The sequence below is a fragment of the Lactivibrio alcoholicus genome (assembly GCF_055390895.1).
In genome coordinates, this window is sequence record NZ_AP042471.1 from 123,073 (window position 1) to 141,077 (window position 18,005).

Genomic DNA, 18,005 nt, shown 5'->3' on the forward strand with positions numbered 1-18,005 from the left:
CTCCTTTTTTCGTTTCGCCTACTTTCCTTCCTTCAGGACGTGATCCAGCGTCTGCTGTGTCAGCTGCGCGAATCCGACCTTCCACGCAAGAATCGCGGCCTGCGTACGGTCGCGAAGGTCGAGCTTCTTGAGGACGTGACTCACGTGATTCTTGACCGTCTTCTCCGACAGGACCATCTTTTCGGACATCTCGGTGTTGCTCATTCCCTGCGCCAGCCAGTAGAGAATCTCCTTCTCCCGGTTCGTCAGGTCGAAGAGCTGGTCGTTATCTTCCTTTCTCCTCGAAAACGAGGTCAGAAGCTTTCCGGCCACGCGAGGATCGACGTACGCCTGCCCTCGGTTCGCGGATCGGATCGCCGAAAGGAGTTCGACCTTTCCCGAGGCCTTGAGGACAAAGCCGAGAACTCCGAGCGAGGAAAGGGCCGCGAGGTGCTCCTCGTCGTCATACGCGCTCACCGCGACGTAGCGGAGATTCTTCACGAGGTTGTTCAGCTCGCGGACGAGCTGGATTCCGTCCATCCGCGGCATGTTGATGTCGAAAAGCAGGACATCCGGCTTCTTCTCCTGGACGACCCTCACGGCCTCTTCTCCGTCCGAGGCTTCTCCGACGATTGAAATATCAGGCTCCTGGTCCAGCAGCTTCTTCATGCCGTCCCGAAAAAGTTTGTGATCGTCCGCGAGAACGATGCGTATATCGTTCATGTGGCACCCCCGCGTATCCGGTTTCATCGCGGAAAGGACGCGATGTTACCGTTCATGATATGCTATATGCAAGTCAGGCCATATAGTCTTTGTTCCACCGGAGTATAGGTAAAAAGTCCCATTCACGGGACAAAAACGAATTTTTCCCGAAGAAGGGATGACGATTCTTTTGAAAGGCACCGCCGGCTCTCTGTCACTGACCCCGTCGATCAGAAAAAAACTGGGCGCAGCGCTCGGTACGTTCTCGATGATCCACGACGGGGATCGCGTCATGGTCGGTGTTTCCGGAGGCAAGGACAGCCTGCTGCTTCTCGAAGCCCTGCTCCAGTTCCGGCGGTACAGTCCCGTTTCCTTCGGGCTGGCGGCGTGTACGCTCGACATGACCGGCGGGCTTTTCGACGTGTCTCCGTTTCGTTCATTCTGCGAATCACGGGACGTCCCTTTCTTCCTCAGACAGTATCCCATACTCGACATCGTCAAATCGCGGAACGAACGTTCCCCGTGCAGTCTGTGCGCCACGCTCAGACGCGGAATCCTCAGTTCGGCGACGGCTGAGGAAGGGTACAATGTCCTTGCATTGGGTCACAATTTCGACGACGCGATCGAAACGGCGCTTCTGAACCTTCTTGAGACGGGGCGCTTCAGGAGTTTTCAACCGAAGATATGGCAAACGCGATCCTCGGTGTGGGTCATCAGGCCGCTTGTCTTCGCGAGCGAGGACGCCATACGCGACGAAGCCGGCAGACTTGGCCTCCCGGTTCGGAAGAATCCCTGTCCCTACGGCGAGGATACGAGAAGGAAAGAAGTGAAGCTGCTGATCAAATCCCTTGGTACGGTGTATCCGAATATCAGGAACAATATGATGCACGCCCTCAGGTCAATCGACGGGGCGGATTCATGGCGCGACAGGACCGCGCCCCTCTGTCACGAGAGCGAGGAGAGTGCCGATGATCGAGAACACTAGCGCCACGGAAAGATATTTCACGTGGGATCCCCAGAAAGATCCCGCGTTTTCACCGATGATCGTCGGAGAGGGATCCATCGGTGGAAAGGGAAGGTCGCTTCTCTTCGCGATCCGGAAACTGCACGATTCAGAGGATCCCGGTCTTCGAAAAGTCGCGTTTCCTCAATCCCTTTTCATCGCTGTCGGCGTCTTCGATGCCGTCATTGCGGCCCTCGGGGGAAGCGAGCAATTCAGGAACATGATGCCCGAGGAGATCGAGAGGCGATTTCTCGCCGCGCCTCTCCCCGCGGAAGTGGCCGATCGCGTCAGGGAATTCCTCGTCCGCGTCGGCGATCCTATCATAGTGCGCAGCAGCAGTCTCCTCGAGGATTCTCTGAAATATTCCTTCGCCGGAAAGTATCTGTCGCTTTTCGAGTTCAACGGGGACGGAACGCTTGAGGAACGCACGGCGCGCGTTCTCGATCACATCCGCAGGATCTACGCCCGGACGTTTTTCCCGATCGCGGTTGCATACCGCGCGAAACACGGACTCGGGGACGACGGCATGGGGATCATCCTCATGCGCGTTTCGGGGAAATGGCGCGGCCGCTACTATTACCCAACCGTCGCCGGCGTCGGATTCTCGCGCTATCACCGGAGGTGGACGAACCGGATCCGCTCCGAGGACGGGATCGTCCGTCTCGTCTTCGGCATGGGAACGACGAGCACAAAGAGAGGGTACGCGCGGACATTCGCGCTCACTTTACCCTGCCTTCGGCCGGAAGGGCTCAATCCGTTCAACATCATGCGGCACTCGCAGGAGCACTTTCAGGTCATCGACCGCGAGCAGAAGGCGCTCGTCACGGTCGATGTCAAAAAAATATGGCAGGATATCATTCCCTATCACAGCTGTTTCCCCGACTACGCTCAAATCTACCGCCCGGACGACGACGACGGCTACTTCTCGCCAATGTCGAAACACGGAGCGACCGTCGCCAAGGGGGAGAAGGTCTGCTTCACATTCGAGGAATTCGCATGTCGTTCGAAGAGCTTCTTCGACAGGATGAAACGCCTTCTTCAGCTCCTCGACCGCGAAATGGGAGTTCCGGCCGACGTGGAGTTCTCCTTCCACCCGACGGAGGATGTCATCGAACTGGTTCAGTCGCGTCCGCTCTGGATCAACGAACACACCTATACGTCGAAGATCCCCGACATCGAAGCCCTCGCAGACCGGACCGTCATCCTCCAGGCGGACAGAATGGTGACGGACGGAATCCGGGAGAACGTTCCATTTCTCGTTCTCGTCGACCACCGGATCTATTCGCAGGAGACACGCTTCCACGAGATCGCGCGCGCTATCGGCGAGATCAACGGAATTCTGAAAGAGCCGTTCGTACTCGTCGCTCCGGGGCGCGTCGGATCGAGCAACCCGCTGCTCGGCGTCCCGGTTCAGTACGACGAGCTCACGAACTGCTGCTGCATCGTCGAGGTCGGCTTCCCGAAACAGGGGTACATGCCCGAACTATCGTTCGGGACGCACTTCTTCACCGATCTCGAGATCGACGGAATCCTGTATATGCCCGTGTATACGGGAGCGAAGAACAACGTCTACGACGAAGAATTTCTCGACGCCGCGCCCTACGTCTCCGGCGCCCATTCCGCCATCCGCGTCTATAAGGGTGATTTCTCCGTGTATACGGACGGCGACAGAAACCACGGTATCGTCACGGCAAACAGGATCGATCCCGCATAACGAGACCGGAGGCCGGGAAATCGGCTCCCGGCCTCCGGTCTCTCTCGTTCCGGCGTACCCGTTCGCGGAAACGCTCCGGCCCGGTCTTACGAGACTCTGAAGCGTCGCTCAAGAGAAAGCGCTTCTTCCGCCTCCTGTCCGAACCCCTTCTTCCCCATGAGTCCGTAGATATATCGCTTCCCCTGTTCGACGCCGGGCTGATCGAACGGATCGATCTCCATCAGAATGCCGGTCAGCGCTGTCGCGTATTCGTAGAGGAAGACGAGGGATCCGAGCGAGAACGCGCCCAGCGCGGGGATTTCGAGAAACAGGACCGGTTTGCCAGCTTTCAGGATCGCCGCGGCCGTCGAACGGGCCTCGTACGACAAGAGCGTGTGAAGCGACGAACCGAACAGATACGCGATATCCTCCAGGCTCCTCTCCGGAGCCGACGGGATGGCGATGTCACGAGCGGGTTCGGCAACCGACACGATCGTGAAGAGTTTGTCGTCGGGACCTTCGGTGTACATCTGGATCTGCGAGTGCTGGTCGATCGCCCCGAGGGCCCGGACCGGCGTCGACCCCATGCCCTTCTTGCCGAGGCTTTCCCCCCAGAGCTGCGCGAACCATTCGACGAAGCGTTCGAGAGCGTCCGCGTACGGCATGACGACATTCATATTTCTTCCCGACTCCGCGTGAAGCAGCGACAGCGCCGAGATCATCCATGCGGGGTTTTCCTCCGGAGTTTCCGCGCTCACGACGAGGTCGGCCATCGCCGCGGCGCCCGCAAGAAGCGAACGGACATCGATTCCGAGAGTCGCGGCGGAAAGAAGGCCGACGGAAGAGAGAACCGAGAAGCGCCCTCCGACGTCGGATGGAAGCACAAGGCTCCGACACCCCGTTTCGTCGACGAACGGCCTGAGGCAGCCCTGTTTTCTGTCGGTGATGACCACAAACCGGCGGCTCGCCGCTCCCGGCCCGAAAGTTTCTTCCATCTTCCCGCGGAAGAAGAGAAAGTTCGCCATCGTCTCCGCGGTACTCCCCGACTTGCTGACGACGATAAAGTCCGTACGCGCCGGGTCGAGAAGGCGCCAGATCGTCTCGACGTCCTGTGGATCGGGGTTGTCCGACATGAAAAACCGCGGCCTCCGTCGCACCGCCGTTGGAAGCTCGTTCCAGTATGGGGGAAGAAGTGCCGAGTGCAACATGAGATTCCCGAGCGCGGAGCCCCCTATTCCGATCTGGACGATTGCGTCGCTTTCCGAAAGGATCGCTCCGGCCGCGAGAATCTCCGCGGGGTCCTCATACGGCAACCTGATCCAGCCGTACCCCGCAAGCCGCTCCCGACTCCCGGTCGACAAAACATTCGCCCCCGCCTTCAGACGCGGTGTCAGGCCGTCGACGTCATCCCGCGAAACCCCAGGCGCAAACGCCCCTTTCCAATGCAATCGCGGCAGCAGGGATGTACTCACGATCTTCAGGCTCCAGGCCGGACCTTCGCCAGCTCTTCGTCTATGGCTTTCGTGTCGTATCCCACGATATACCGCTCGCCGATCTGGATAACGGGGACTCCCATCTGCTTCGTCTTTTTGACCATATCCATCGCGGCTTCGCGATTCGCGGAGACATCCACGGTTTCGAAGGCGACTCCCTTCTTCGAGAGATACTCCTTCGCCTTCGTGCACCACGGACACGTTGCGGTGGAAAAGACTCGAATCATTGCGACTCCTCCTCTCACATTGAGTTCCTTTTGCGGGCGTCACGGAACGTATTATACCCCCTTCGGGCATGTCGTAAACCCCCGGGACGCCGTCGGGTTGCCCGAAGCGGACAGGTCGGGTATCATACTCTACTTGTGTATGCTATGTTTTTCGGCTCTTTCACAAAGGGGTGTTTCCATGGCGCACCCCATTCCCTAGAGGGAAACGACGCTTTGAGGAGGGTATGCGAATGTCTCCAGTTGCGCAGAAGGGCCTCGATTCGCTTGAGGCGAAACTGGAACCGATCGTCACGAGGTATCGGGGCAAGAAGGGGGTTGCCATCCCGTTGCTCGCCGATATCCAGAAGACCGTCGGTTATATCGCGGAAGAAGCGGTGGATTACGTCGCCCGCGAACTCGATCTTCCGGCGGCCGAACTGTTCGGCGTAGCGACGTTCTACGCCATGTTCCGGATGCGGCCGGAAGGAAAACATGTCGTCCGGCTCTGCCGCGGAACCGCCTGTCACGTTCAGGGATCCGCCCGGATCGGCGAGCAGCTGCAACGGCATCTCGGCGTTTCGGAGGGAGAAACGACATCCGACGGCGTCTTTTCGCTCCAGTATGTCGCGTGTCTCGGATGCTGCAGTCTGGCTCCCGTCATGATGGTGGACGGGGAGGTCCACGGCCGGTTGACTCCCGAAAAGGCCGTGGATGTTCTCGAATCCTACAGAACCCGTGATTGACGGGACGCACGGAGGGATTGCGACATGGATAAGACGATCGTAAAGGTTGGACTCGCGAGCTGCGGCGTCGCGGCGGGAGCGGTCCCGATATACGAGACGCTCCGGAAGGTCCTCGAGGGACGTTCCGATGTCGAGCTCAAGAAGGTCGGCTGCATCGGCCTGTGCTATATGGAACCCATCGTCGAGGTCGAGCGGAACGGCGTCAGCATCGCGTACGGGAAGGTCGACAGCGATGTCGCGAAACGGATCGTGAGCGAGCACGTCGATCAGGGGAAGATCCTCGAGGAAAACCTCATCCTGAACCCCGAAGGGTTCGCCTGCGAAAACGTCCGAATCGACAAGCAGGTCCGGATCGTGCTCCGGAACAGCGGCGTTATCGACCCCGAGAAGATCGACGAGTACCTCGCGCGCGACGGATACAGGGCGCTCGAGAAAGCCCTCGCGATGAAAGAGCCGGATCTCATCGAGGAAGTGACGAAAAGCGGCCTCCGCGGACGCGGTGGCGCAGGCTTCCCGACGGGCGTCAAATGGAAGCTCGCTCGCCAGTCGCAGAGCGACAAGAAATATTTCGTCTGCAACGCGGACGAGGGCGATCCGGGCGCGTTCATGGACCGTTCGGTCCTCGAAAGCGACCCGCACAGCGTTCTCGAGGGAATGGCGATCGGCGGATACGCGATCGGTGCGGATGAAGGCATCATCTACTGCCGCGCGGAATACCCGCTCGCGATCAAGCATCTGAACGTCGCGCTCGAACAGGCGCGCGAACGCGGCTTCCTCGGGAAGAACATTCTCGGGACGAGCTTCTCGTTCGACATCCACATCAAGGAGGGCGCGGGAGCCTTCGTCTGCGGCGAGGAGACGGCCATGATCGCCTCCATCGAGGGAAAGCGCGGAATGCCCCGCCCTCGTCCCCCCTTTCCCGCGCAGAGCGGCGTCTTCGGCAAGCCGACGAACATCAATAACGTCGAGACTATCGCGAATATCCCGTGGATCATCCTCAACGGCGCCGACGCCTTCGCGGCTATGGGCGTCGGCAGGAGCCGCGGCACCAAGGTCTTCGCGCTCGCCGGCAAGATCAAAAAGGGCGGGCTCGCGGAGGTCGCGATGGGAATGCCGCTTCGCGAAGTCATCTTCGATGTCGCCGGCGGAATCGCCGACGACAAGAAATTCAAGGCCGTGCAGCTCGGCGGCCCTTCGGGCGGCTGTCTTCCCGAATCGCTCCTCGACACTCCAGTCGACTACGAGTCGATCAACGCGACCGGAGCCATCATGGGCTCGGGCGGCATGGTCGTCATGGACGAAACGACGTGCATCGTCGACGTCGCCAAATTCTTTCTCTCATTCGTCCAGAAGGAGTCCTGCGGCAAATGCCCCTTCTGCCGCATCGGTACGAAGCGGATGCTCGAGATTCTCGAACGGATCTCGAACGGCCAAGGAAAGATGGAAGACCTCGACCTCCTGCAGGAACTCGCGCTGCAGGTCAAGGAGGGGTCGCTCTGCGGCCTGGGGCAGACGGCACCGAACCCCGTCCTGACGACACTCAAATACTTCCGGGACGAATACGAAGCGCATATCAGGGATAAGAAATGTCCCGCGAAAGTCTGCACGAAGCTGATCCACTACGTCATCGACCCGCAGAAGTGCATCGGTTGCACGAAGTGCGCCCGCAACTGCCCGGTTTCCGCGATCACGGGGGAAGTCAAAAAGGCCCACATGATCCACGACGATATCTGCATCCGCTGCGGTCTGTGCCGGAAAGTCTGTCCGGTCCAGGCGATATCGGTCGAGTAAGGGAGGATCACGAATACCCATGGAAAGAACGATCAAGGTCATACTCAACGGAAAGGAAGTCTACGGCTTCCCCGGACAGAAGATTCTCGATCTCTGCGCCGATTGCGGCATCGAGATACCGACGCTGTGCTACGAGCCGCACCTCTCTGTCCACGGCGGCTGTTCCGTCTGTCTTGTAGACGTCAAGGGAGCCAAGGCGCTCGTCCGCGCCTGCGCCAATACGATCACTCCGGGAATGGTCATCAACACGGACACGACGAAAGTCCGGAGCGCAAGGAAACTCGCACTCGAACTCCTGCTCTCCGACCATGTCGGCGACTGCCGTCCTCCCTGTACGCTCACATGCCCCGCGAACGGAAACGTCCAGGCGTACATCAACCAGGCCGCACAGGGAAAGTACCGCGAATCGCTCGACACGCTGCACCACCACGTGACGCTGCCCGCGTGCATCGGACGCGTATGCCCCGCCCCATGCCAGGAAAAGTGCCGCCGGAACTTCGTCGACGAGGAACCGGTGTCCATCAGGGAGATCAAGCGGTTCGTCGCCGATTGGGCGATCGCGCAGAATGACCTCGGCGTCATCCCTCACGTCGAAGAGAACGGGAAATCCGTCGCCGTCGTGGGCGGCGGCCCCGCCGGCCTTTCCGCGGCATACTTTCTGCGGCTCCGCGGCTATCGCGTCACGATCTTCGAGCGCGAGGAAAAACTCGGCGGCATGATGCGCTACGGAATACCCGACTACAGACTTCCGCAACCCGTCATCCAGAAGGAGATCGACTGGCTTCTCGCACACGGAATCGAGGTCAGGACAAACGTGGGGCTCGGACGCGACATCGAGCTCGACGAACTCCGCGACGGATTCGACAGCGTCCTGCTCGCGATGGGCTGCTGGAAATCATCGCCCATGAAGGTCACCGGGGAAAAACTCCCGGGCGTCGTCGGCGGAATCGACTTCCTCTACACGGTCAACAAGGGAGAACCGATGGCCATCGGGAAGAGGGTCGCGGTCGTCGGAGGCGGTAACACGGCGATGGATGCCTGCCGTTGCGCCGTTCGGAACGGCGCCGAAAAGGTCTTCATCGTGTACCGGCGGACCCGCGATGAGATGCCCGCGGAGAAGATCGAAATCGAGGAGGCCATGCAGGAGGGCGTCGAGTTCATCTTCCTCGCGGCGCCCGTCTCCGTCGAGGGGAACGAAAAGGTCGAACGTCTCGTATGCGAGCGCATGAAGCTCGGCGAACCAGATGCATCCGGACGCCGGAGTCCCGTGCCGACCGGAGAGACGTTCACCCTCGACGTCGATACGATCATCGCCGCGATCGGTCAGGGGATCGATTTCGCCGGCCTGCCCAAGGATATCCACGACGGCAGGAAGATGAAGGTCGACGACAACTACGGTACCCCGCTCGCCGGGGTGTTCGTCTGCGGCGATCAGCAGACCGGCCCGAAGATCGCGATTCAGGCGATCGGCAACGGACATTGGGCCGCTGACACGATCCACGCGTATCTCACGACCGGCGTGGCGAAAAAGTCGTTTTCCTACGACATCGTCCGGACCGACCTCGGCCCGGCGGATTTCGCCGACCGGCAGAAGCAGCCGCGGGAGCACGTCCGTGAAGTCGAGGCGTCGGCGCGGCTTGCGAAGCCGTTCGAGGAATACAGCGAAGGCCTCGCGGAAGAGCAGGTTCTCCGCGACGCGAAGCGCTGCATGGAGTGCGGTTGCGCGGATGTCTTCGAATGCCGCCTGAGAAAATTCGCTACGGACTACGAAGTGAATCCGGAGCGGGTTGCCGGAGCGCACGTGAAGAAGTACGAAGATGCGAACGAATACTATGTCCGGAACATGGACAAGTGCGTCCTGTGCGGCCGCTGCGTCCGCGCGTGCGACGAGATCGCCGGATTCCACGCGATCGACTTCGCGAAGCGGGGGCTCGAATCGGTCCTGACGACGCAATTCTTCAAGCCCGTCGACGCGTCCGACTGCACCTTCTGCGGCCTCTGCACGCAGGTCTGCCCCGTCGGCGCGCTCATGGAGAAACGGGTCGAACGCCGTCCGCACCTCGACGTTCCGGCGATAGAAAAGACGACATGCTCGAAGTGCTCGCTCGGCTGCCTTCTCGACGTGAACCTCGATCGCTCGCGCGACCGGATCGTCCGGATCACGACGGATCTTTCGGACACGCTCTCGCCGACGCGCGGCCACTGCTGCGTCAAGGGACGCTACGGCTTCGAAGACGTCACGACCGACCGGATCGGACACCCGATGTTCCGGGGAATCGAAGTGACGTGGCACAACGCCTGCTCCGCCTTCTCCGCAGCCGTCAACGAAACGCCGCGGGACCGGACGGCCTTCTTCGCGAGCGCAACGCTCACGAACGAGGAAATGGCGGCGCTGAAGACATTCGCGGCGGACTCTCCCGTCGCGGTGACGGATGTCGACGACTTCGCCCCGGGACGGGAACACATCGCGAATTCGCCGGCGCTGAAAGACGCGCTCGCGGGGTACGACGACCTGTACGGCGCCGACTGCTACGTTCTCCTGGCGTCGGATACGGACGAAAGTCAGCCCGTCCTGTCGTCGTGGATCCGTCGCGGCGTGAGGAAGAACGGCGCGAAGGTCGTCTACGTCGGAAAGACGCCGGGAATTCTCGACAAGGGAGATTCCGTCGTCCTCGTGCCGAACGGGGGCATGGAACGGGCGGCGGTCAAGGCGCTCTCCGTCGCGGTCCTTCGCAGGGCGGGGGCGGACATCCCGGAGGAACTCGTCCCCTTCTCACCGGAAATGATCGAGGGAACGTCGGGCATTTCGAGGGAACGCTTCGCGGATGCAGCGGAGCTGATCGTGTCGGCGAAGCACCCCGTTACACTCGTGGGGCGCGCGGCGGCATCGTGCAACTCCTGCTCGCGCTCGGTCGCGGCACTGCTCGGGGTTCTGAAGGTCCACCCGTACCTGCTCCTCTTCGGAAAGGCCAACTCCGCAGGAGCGATTTCCTCGGGGCTCGCGACGACAACGCTCGAAAAACTCAGAGAAGGTATGCGCGACGGTGCGTTCGACACGGTCGTCCTCGCCGGAGTCCGTCCCTCGTGCGTCGGCCTGACGGATGCGGAACTCGGGCAAGTGCGGAACATCATCGTTCTCACGTCGCGGACCTTCCCGGCGATGAACGACGTCACGCTTGCGCTTCCGCTCCTCGCATGGGCCGAAAAGGAAGGGACCTATACGACCGCGACGGGCAGAATCGTCCCGGTGCGCCCATGCACTCTTCCAAGAGACGAGGCGAAGGGACTTCGCAGGATTCTTTCCGATACCGCGCGACGAATGGATATCGAGATCGAGGCGAACGCGCTGGTTCGCTCCTGAAGGCAGCCGGACGAATCGTCCGGTCATTCGTAACGAAGCGGGGAACCCGACTGACGGGTTCTCCGCTTTTTCTCGGGACACGGGCGTCCCCGTCCCGTATAATCCATAGGAACACCGCAGTATCGTCGATATCGAATCCGGGGAGGGAGAATCATGAATTTCCATATACTCGAAGAGTGCCGGAGATGTCTCCAGTGTCCGAAGCCGTCATGCCGCGAGGGGTGTCCCGTGAAGACGGAGATCCCCGAAATGATCCGCCTCCTTCTCGAGGGCAGGATCAACGAATCCGGCGAGATGTTGTTCACGAACAACCCCCTCTCGTCCATCTGCTCGCTCGTATGTCAGCACGAACAGCTGTGCGAAGGACACTGCATCCTCGCGAAGAAGCAGAATCCCGTACGAATAGGCAATATCGAGAACTATATCTCCGACTACTACCTCAATGTCCTCGATCCGAAACGAGAAGAGGCCCACAGCCACAGCGTAGCCATCATCGGGTCCGGTCCCGCGGGGTTGTCGCTCGCATTCTTCCTCGCGCTCAAAGGATACGGCGTGACGATCTTCGAGGCGAACGAAAATATCGGCGGCGTCATGCGCTACGGCATCCCGTCCTTCCGACTTCCGAAGTCCATCCTCGACCGCATGAAGTCGCGCCTCCGAGAAATGGGCGTCAGAATCCGCCCAAACGTCATGATCGGAAGCGTCGTCACGGTCGACGAACTCTTCAGGGACGGGTTTGACGCCGTGTTCATCGGAACGGGGGTCTGGAATCCGAACAAGCTCGGCATCAAGGGAGAGTGCCTCGGCAACGTCACGTACGCGATCGACTTTCTCCGGTCTCCCGAGGCGTTCGATCTCGGCTCCTCGGTCGTCGTGGTCGGAGCTGGAAACAGCGCGATGGATGTCGCGAGGACGGCGATCCGCCAGGGGGCTCGAACCGTCCGCATTCTCTATCACCGCGGACCGGACGACATTCCCGCGCGCGATCTCGAAGTGCAGTACGCGAAGATCGACGGCGTCCGGTTCGAATACTACCGCAAGGCGGTCGAAATCACCGCGAGGGGGATCGAATGCGAAATCCTTCCGCGTCCGGAATCCGCGGGGAAGGACCCCGACGGCGGGACGGGAGAGCACGTCTTCATCGAGGCCGACACGATCGTCATCAGCATCAGCCAGGGGCCGAGGTCGAATATCGTCTCGAACACGACGGGGATCGACATCAACCAGCGCGGGCTCGTCGTCGTCGACAACTGCGGGCGGACAACCCGAAAGGGAGTCTTCGCGTCGGGCGACGTCGTCACGGGGCCGCGTTCCGTCGTCGATGCGGTCGCGTTCTCCAAGCGCGTCGAACAGGCGATCGACTGCTACATCAGGGAGCGCTGCACGTCGGAGTGTCCGTCCCGTAAGGGTAACGGCGACGCCTGACGATCCGGAAGCAACGAAAAGAGGCCCGGAGGATCGCCCTCCGGGCCTCTTCGTTTTTCCCGAGGATCCTATTCCTCCTCGTCTTCCTGCTTGTGCGCCGCGATGACCTTCTTCGAGATTTCGGCGGGAACGTCCTCGTAATGGTCGTACGCCATCGTGAACGTGCCGCGCCCCGACGTCATCGATCGCAGGATGATCGCGTAGCGGAACATCTCCGCGAGCGGAACCTGTGCGCGGACCACCTGAAGGTGTCCCTTGCTGTCGATTCCGAGGATGCGTCCCCGGCGGCTGTTGAAGTCGCCCATGACGTCGCCGAGGTACTCCTCCGGCACGGTGACCTCCACGCTCATGATCGGCTCGAGAAGCACCGGGTTCGCCTCCATGATGCCCTTCCTGAACGCGAGGCGCGCGGCAAGCTTGAAGGACATTTCGGAGCTGTCGACGTCGTGGTAGGACCCATAGAAGAGCGCCGCGCTGAAGTCCACGACCGGGAAGCTCGCCAGCGGCCCCTTCACCATCGCTTCGCGGAGCCCCTTCTCGACGGCCGGGATGAACTGCCGCGGAACCGCCCCGCCGACGACCTCGTCCTTGAACTCGAATCCCGTTCCGCGCTCGAGCGGACTGAACCGGACATGAACATCGCCGTACTGGCCGTGGCCGCCGGTCTGTTTCTTGTGCTTTCCCTGCGCCTCGGCGACCTTGCGGATCGTCTCTCTGTAGGGAACCTGCGGCGTCTTCGTCTCGAGTTCGACGCCGTAGCGTTCCTTGATGCGCGAGAGGACGATGTCGAGGTGCATGTCGCCCATTCCGGAGAGGACGCTGTCCCCCGTCTCAGGGTTCTTCTCGAACGACAGGCTCGAGTCTTCCTCGAGAACCTTGTGGATCGCGGTCGCGAGTTTGTCTTCGTCCGCGCGGCTCTTGGCGACGACCGCGAGGCTGTAGACGGGTTTCGGGAACTGGATCGGCGGGAAGACGATCGACGAGCCCTTGAGCGAAAGCGTGTCGCCGACCTGGGTGCTCTGGAGCTTCGGAATCGCGATGATATCGCCGACCGTGATCTCTTTCATATCCTTGCCGTCCTTGCCCGTGACGGCCCGGAAGGAGCTGATGCGTTCGTCCTCGCCGCGGTTGACGTTGAAGATGTTTCCTTCGGACGAAAGCGTCCCCGAAAAGACGCGGATGAAGGAGAGCTTCCCGACGTAGGGGTCGACCATGACCTTGAAGCACAGCGCCGAGAACTGATCCTTCGGATTCGGCGCGATCGAGACGTCCTCGCTGCCCTTCTTCGCGGCCTTCGCAGAAGACTCGAGCGGGTTCGGAAAGACGTCGACCGCGAAGTCCATGAGCTGCTGCACGCCGACGTTCAGCGCCGCGGATCCCGGTATGACGGGCATCACGCTGCGCGAGGCGAAGGCCTTCCGGAACGCCGGAAGCAGCTCTTCGAGCGCGATCGCCTCTCCGTCGAGATACCGCATCATGAGGTCGTCGTCCGCCTCGACGATGACCTCGATCAGGCTTTCGCGCGCCGCCGCGACAGCGTCCTTCATGTCATCGGGGACCGGAGCCTCGGTGAATTTTCCGCTGCCGTTCGTCTCGAAGAGATAGGCCTTTTCCCTGAGGAGGTCGACGAGCCCCTTGAAGGACGCTTCCTTTCCTATCGGGAGAAACGCCGCCACGGTCTTGTCGCTGTATTCCTCGTGAAGCTGGTTGAGAACCTTGTCGAAATCTGCGTTCTCCCGATCCATCTTGCTCACGTAGAACGCGACGGGGAGATTGAAATCCTGGGCGTACTCCCACGCCTTGTCCGTCTGCACTTCGATGCCGCTGACGCCGCTGACCGCGACGAGCGCCGCGTCGGAGACGCGCAGCGCGGATCGCATTTCGCCGATGAAGTCGGCGAATCCGGGCGCGTCCAGGATATAGAGCGTCGTCCCCCGCCGCTCCATGGTCACAAGGGATGTGTTGATGGAAATCTGCCGTTTCTGCTCTTCCGGGGTGAAATCGGTAACCGTGTTGCCGTCCTCGATCTTCCCCATCCTGGAAATGACCCCGTTATCGAAGAGCATCGCCTCGACGAGCGACGATTTTCCGGCACCTCCGTGGGCGACGACGGAGAAGTTCCGTATGTTTTCCGGTTGACGCGTTCCCATACCCCCACTACCTCCCTCGAAAATCTGTGATCTTATGCGGAAGAACGACAAACACGGAAACAAGCCGTCCCGAACCTCTAAAGGCTTCCGGTGTGCCGGGCGCTCGCAAAGTGTTCTGACGTTCGCCAACATCGCCTCAAGAATACTGCGTGGGAAAGGTGTGAACTGAATTATCTTACGCAACGCTCCCCCGTTCGTCAATAAAACGACGTCATTCGAGAGCGCGCGCCAGCTCCGAAGAAACCTGCGCCGGATCCGCCTGCCCCCTGACCTCCTTCATCACGAGCCCCTGAAGAAACTTCCGTTTCTTCCCGTTCGCGTCGTTTCCGCTCCGGATAATCTCGACGACATCCGCGTTTTCATCCAGCACCTTGCCGATCACGGCTGCGAGGATATCTCCGCTCGCGCCGCCGAGCGCGATATTACAGGCCGAGAGCGCCGCACCGACGGAAACGCCGTGCTCCAGAATGTGCGAGAATACAGTCCGGGCAGCCGTGGTCGAAAGCTCTCCCGCATCGACGTGCTTCAGGAGAGTGGCGAGAGATTTCGCACCGACCGGGAAGTCTCCGATGCCGCACGACGTCTCGTTGAGATACCGGAGCACCTCTGTCCGCACCCAGTTCGCGGCACGGAGGGACGACGCTCCCTCCCGGGCGACGTCCTCGAAGTACGCCGCGATGGCGCGGTGTTCGCAGAGGACCGCGATGTCGTCCGGCGAAAGCCCGTATTCGCGAACGTATCGCTCCTCCTTTTCCCACGGAAGTTCCGGAAGCGTTCCCCTCCACGAGGCGACCATCCCTTCATCGACAACGAGCGGTGGCAGGTCGGGATCCGGAAAATAGCGGTAGTCGTGCGCTTCTTCCTTCCCGCGCATTCCGAGCGTGATGCCTTCCGCGTCGTTCCAGTGACGCGTCTCCTGAACGATCGTCTCTCCGGCCGCGAGAAGTCCGGATTGCCGTTCGATTTCGAATTCGAGCGCGCGCTCGATGGCCCTCAGACTGTTGAGATTCTTGATCTCCGTCCTGTTCCCCCACCGGCCGTCGGAAACCTTGACCGAAACGTTCGCGTCGACACGAAGCGATCCCTTTTCCATATCGCCGTCGGAGACCCCGAGATATCGCACGATCTGACGAAGGCGCGTGACATACGCGCGCGCCTCCTCCGGCGTCGCGAGATCCGGCTCGGAGACGACCTCGGCGAGAGGGACTCCTCCGCGGTTGTAGTCCACGAACGATTCCATCGCTCCCGCGAGGCGCCCGTCGGACGCCGAATGGACCAGCTTTCCCGCGTCTTCCTCGAGGTGGAGCCGCTTGATCCGGACCGTCTTCGTCTTTCCCGACGCATCCCGTATGTCGAGCAGACCGTTTTCGGCGACGGGGAGATCGTACTGGGAGATCTGGTAGGCCTTCGGGAGATCGGGATAGAAGTAATTCTTCCTGTGAAACCGCGTCGTCCCGCGAATCGTGCAGCGGAGCGCGAGCGCAGTACGGACCGCCATTTCGACGACCGCGCCGTTGAGCACCGGCAGAGCGCCCGGAAGTCCGAGGCAGACCGGGCATACGTTCGTATTCGGGACGGCTCCGATATAGTCGGTCGAGCACGGGCAGAATATCTTGCTCTTCGTGCCGAGCTGGACGTGGATCTCGAGACCGATCACGGGCGTGAACGAAAGCGTCATGAGCGCGTCACCTCCCCGACGGGTGCGCAGCGGCAGGGACCGAACGTCTTTTCGAGAACGGAAGCGATCTCGAGCAGGGTGAGGTCCCCCCATTTCGGACCGATGAACTGCATTCCGACCGGCAGGCCTTCCTTCGAAAACCCGGCGTTGAGAGAAAGTCCGGGAAGTCCCGCGAGGTTGACGGGCAGCGTGAAGATATCGGCCATGTACATCCGGATCGGGTCGTCGGTGAAGGCTCCCTGCCTGAACGCCGGAGTCGGCGACGTGGGGAGCAGGATCGCGTCGAGCCCATCGAAAGCCGTCTCGAACTCCTCCGTGATGCGCCTTCGGACCTTCTGCGCGACAAGGTAGTACGCATCGTAGTACCCCGAGCTGAGAACGTACGTTCCCGTGAGGATCCGGCGTTTGACCTCCGCGCCGAAGCCCGCCGCGCGAGTTTCGAGGTACCGTTCGAGCAGAGAATCGTCGCCGCGGGACATCCCGTAGCGGACGCCGTCGAAGCGCGCGAGATTCGAACTCGCTTCCGCAGGCGCCAGAATGTAGTAGCACGGCACGCCGTATTCCAGGACCGTCGGAAGCGATACCTCGAGGATCTCCGCGCCGAGCCGCACGCACTCGCGTACCGTCGCGTCGAATACCGTCCGGACATCCGCGTCCACAGGCGCTTTCGCGAGTTCGGAAACGAGCCCGACGCGCTTTCCGCGAAGGTCGTCCGGAATCGCCATGGCCTTGTAGTCCGGCCGTTTTCTTCTGCTGCTCGTCATGTCCTTCCCGTCCTCAGCACCGATTACGGAGAGCGCGAGAGGCAGATCCGACGCGTGCCTCGCGAACACCCCGATCTGGTCGAGCGACGACGCGAAGGCGACGAGACCGTACCGGCTCACGTGCCCGTAGGTGGGTTTGAGTCCGTAGATGCCGCAGAACGACGCGGGCTGGCGGATCGATCCCCCCGTATCGCTTCCGAGCGAAAGGGGCGCGTATCCCGCAGATACCGCGGCCGCGCTTCCTCCGGAGCTCCCTCCCGGAACGCGTTCCGGATCCCACGGATTCGCGGTCGGTCCGTAGGCGGAAAACTCCGTCGAGCTCCCCATCGCGAATTCGTCCATATTCGCCTTGCCGACGACGACAGCGCCCGCCCTTTCGAGAAGCTGCACCACCGTCGCGTCGTACGGCGGCTTCCAGTCGCCGAGGATCCTGCTGGCGCACGTCGTGGCGATCCCGCGCGTCGTCATGTTGTCCTTCAGGACGACGGGAACGCCGCAGAGCGGCCCAGGATCCCTTCCCGACTTCACCGCCTCGTCGACGGACCGCGCGGCGTCGCGGCCACGATCCTCCGTCACGCGCAGGAGCGCGTGAATCCCCGGTTCGAACGCGCGTATCCTCTCGAGCGACGACTCGAAAACCTCCGTGGCCGAAAACCGGCCGGTCCGGACGCCTTCGGCGATCCCGGAGGCACTCATGGAATGGTACGTCATTTCACTCTTCCTCCAGAATGCGCGGAACCCGGAAGAAATCCCCACGCCGTCCGGGGGCCTCGGAAAGCGCCTCCTCGCGCACGCCGGCTTCGATCGCCTCGTCGGTCCGCCACGGCGTCAACTCCCACGCGGCGGCGTCGAACGGGTCCACATCGTCGAGATCCAGTCCGTTCAGACGGTGGAAGTGAGCGAGAATCCCGTCGAAATGGCGCATCAGCGCCGGAAGCTCCTCGTCCGTCACCTCGAGCCGCGCGAGGTTCGCGACGTGCCGGACATCATGTTCGGTAACAGCCACGGATATCCCTC

The 18,005-nt window shown here is 61.3% G+C and carries 13 protein-coding genes; 6 read left to right on the forward strand and 7 right to left on the reverse strand.

The features are described from left to right. Positions 1-18 precede the first annotated feature (18 nt). Entirely contained in the window at positions 19-702 is a 684-nt protein-coding gene (locus tag ACZ5IU_RS00680; protein ID WP_464419501.1) for a response regulator, read from the reverse strand. Positions 703-859: 157 nt separating this feature from the next. Between ACZ5IU_RS00680 and ACZ5IU_RS00685 the strand changes: the two genes are divergently transcribed. Together ACZ5IU_RS00685 and ACZ5IU_RS00690 are read left to right on the forward strand one after the other, a co-directional pair. Continuing rightward, a complete protein-coding gene (locus ACZ5IU_RS00685; protein ID WP_464419503.1) occupies positions 860-1,666 on the forward strand; it encodes a tRNA 2-thiocytidine biosynthesis TtcA family protein in 807 nt (268 codons plus the stop codon). Continuing rightward, the gene (locus ACZ5IU_RS00690) at positions 1,650-3,398 is read left to right on the forward strand and encodes a PEP/pyruvate-binding domain-containing protein (protein WP_464419505.1); all 1,749 of its coding nucleotides are present in this window, start codon (positions 1,650-1,652) and stop codon (positions 3,396-3,398) included. The genes ACZ5IU_RS00685 and ACZ5IU_RS00690 overlap by 17 nt, the downstream gene beginning before the upstream one ends. A gap of 86 nt (positions 3,399-3,484) precedes the next feature. Here the strand turns inward: ACZ5IU_RS00690 and ACZ5IU_RS00695 are convergent, their stop codons facing one another. Beyond that, positions 3,485-4,849, reverse strand: coding sequence for a glucose-6-phosphate isomerase (locus ACZ5IU_RS00695; protein WP_464419507.1), 1,365 nt, complete (start codon positions 4,847-4,849; stop codon positions 3,485-3,487). 5 nt (positions 4,850-4,854) lie between these two features. Next, positions 4,855-5,097, reverse strand: a complete 243-nt coding sequence (locus ACZ5IU_RS00700; RefSeq protein WP_464419509.1) for a glutaredoxin domain-containing protein — start codon at positions 5,095-5,097, stop codon at positions 4,855-4,857. A gap of 230 nt (positions 5,098-5,327) precedes the next feature. On the opposite strand from ACZ5IU_RS00700, the gene nuoE reads away from it, so the two are divergent. From nuoE to ACZ5IU_RS00720, 4 genes are all read left to right on the forward strand, one after another. After that, positions 5,328-5,819, forward strand: a complete 492-nt coding sequence (gene nuoE, locus ACZ5IU_RS00705; RefSeq protein WP_464419511.1) for an NADH-quinone oxidoreductase subunit NuoE — start codon at positions 5,328-5,330, stop codon at positions 5,817-5,819. A 24-nt stretch (positions 5,820-5,843) separates the two neighbouring features. Then, positions 5,844-7,610, forward strand: a complete 1,767-nt coding sequence (locus ACZ5IU_RS00710; RefSeq protein ID WP_464419513.1) for an NADH-ubiquinone oxidoreductase-F iron-sulfur binding region domain-containing protein — start codon at positions 5,844-5,846, stop codon at positions 7,608-7,610. 19 nt (positions 7,611-7,629) lie between these two features. Further along, a complete protein-coding gene (locus tag ACZ5IU_RS00715; protein ID WP_464419515.1) occupies positions 7,630-10,971 on the forward strand; it encodes an FAD-dependent oxidoreductase in 3,342 nt (1,113 codons plus the stop codon). Between the two features lie 153 nt (positions 10,972-11,124). Next, positions 11,125-12,396 carry an NAD(P)-dependent oxidoreductase gene (locus tag ACZ5IU_RS00720; RefSeq protein WP_464419517.1) on the forward strand — a complete coding sequence of 424 codons (1,272 nt, stop codon included), beginning with the start codon at positions 11,125-11,127 and terminating at the stop codon, positions 12,394-12,396. 68 nt (positions 12,397-12,464) lie between these two features. On the opposite strand, the gene fusA is transcribed toward ACZ5IU_RS00720, so the two are convergent. The 4 genes from fusA to gatC all read right to left on the reverse strand — a co-directional run bounded on the left by fusA (position 12,465) and on the right by gatC (position 17,994). Further along, positions 12,465-14,546, reverse strand: coding sequence for an elongation factor G (gene fusA, locus ACZ5IU_RS00725; RefSeq protein WP_464419519.1), 2,082 nt, complete (start codon positions 14,544-14,546; stop codon positions 12,465-12,467). A 211-nt stretch (positions 14,547-14,757) separates the two neighbouring features. Then, entirely contained in the window at positions 14,758-16,224 is a 1,467-nt protein-coding gene (gene gatB / locus ACZ5IU_RS00730) for an Asp-tRNA(Asn)/Glu-tRNA(Gln) amidotransferase subunit GatB (RefSeq protein ID WP_464419521.1), read from the reverse strand. Beyond that, the gene (gene gatA / locus ACZ5IU_RS00735; RefSeq protein WP_464419523.1) at positions 16,221-17,699 is read right to left on the reverse strand and encodes an Asp-tRNA(Asn)/Glu-tRNA(Gln) amidotransferase subunit GatA; all 1,479 of its coding nucleotides are present in this window, start codon (positions 17,697-17,699) and stop codon (positions 16,221-16,223) included. Before gatA ends, gatB begins: the two co-directional genes overlap by 4 nt. Before the next feature lies 1 nt (position 17,700). Beyond that, entirely contained in the window at positions 17,701-17,994 is a 294-nt protein-coding gene (gene gatC, locus ACZ5IU_RS00740; protein ID WP_464419525.1) for an Asp-tRNA(Asn)/Glu-tRNA(Gln) amidotransferase subunit GatC, read from the reverse strand. Positions 17,995-18,005 lie beyond the last annotated feature (11 nt).

Excerpts from the sequence above, each read along its gene's own strand:
- ACZ5IU_RS00720 (WP_464419517.1), top strand. The coding sequence starts at position 11,125 with ATGAATTTCCATATACTCGAAGAGTGCCGGAGATGTCTCCAGTGTCCG.
- ACZ5IU_RS00690 (WP_464419505.1), top strand. The coding sequence starts at position 1,650 with ATGATCGAGAACACTAGCGCCACGGAAAGATATTTCACGTGGGATCCC.
- ACZ5IU_RS00710 (WP_464419513.1), top strand. The coding sequence starts at position 5,844 with ATGGATAAGACGATCGTAAAGGTTGGACTCGCGAGCTGCGGCGTCGCG.
- ACZ5IU_RS00685 (WP_464419503.1), top strand. The coding sequence starts at position 860 with ATGACGATTCTTTTGAAAGGCACCGCCGGCTCTCTGTCACTGACCCCG.
- nuoE (WP_464419511.1), top strand. The coding sequence starts at position 5,328 with ATGTCTCCAGTTGCGCAGAAGGGCCTCGATTCGCTTGAGGCGAAACTG.
- gatB (WP_464419521.1), bottom strand. The coding sequence starts at position 16,224 with ATGACGCTTTCGTTCACGCCCGTGATCGGTCTCGAGATCCACGTCCAG.
- ACZ5IU_RS00700 (WP_464419509.1), bottom strand. The coding sequence starts at position 5,097 with ATGATTCGAGTCTTTTCCACCGCAACGTGTCCGTGGTGCACGAAGGCG.
- gatA (WP_464419523.1), bottom strand. The coding sequence starts at position 17,699 with ATGACGTACCATTCCATGAGTGCCTCCGGGATCGCCGAAGGCGTCCGG.
- ACZ5IU_RS00680 (WP_464419501.1), bottom strand. The coding sequence starts at position 702 with ATGAACGATATACGCATCGTTCTCGCGGACGATCACAAACTTTTTCGG.
- ACZ5IU_RS00715 (WP_464419515.1), top strand. The coding sequence starts at position 7,630 with ATGGAAAGAACGATCAAGGTCATACTCAACGGAAAGGAAGTCTACGGC.
- fusA (WP_464419519.1), bottom strand. The coding sequence starts at position 14,546 with ATGGGAACGCGTCAACCGGAAAACATACGGAACTTCTCCGTCGTCGCC.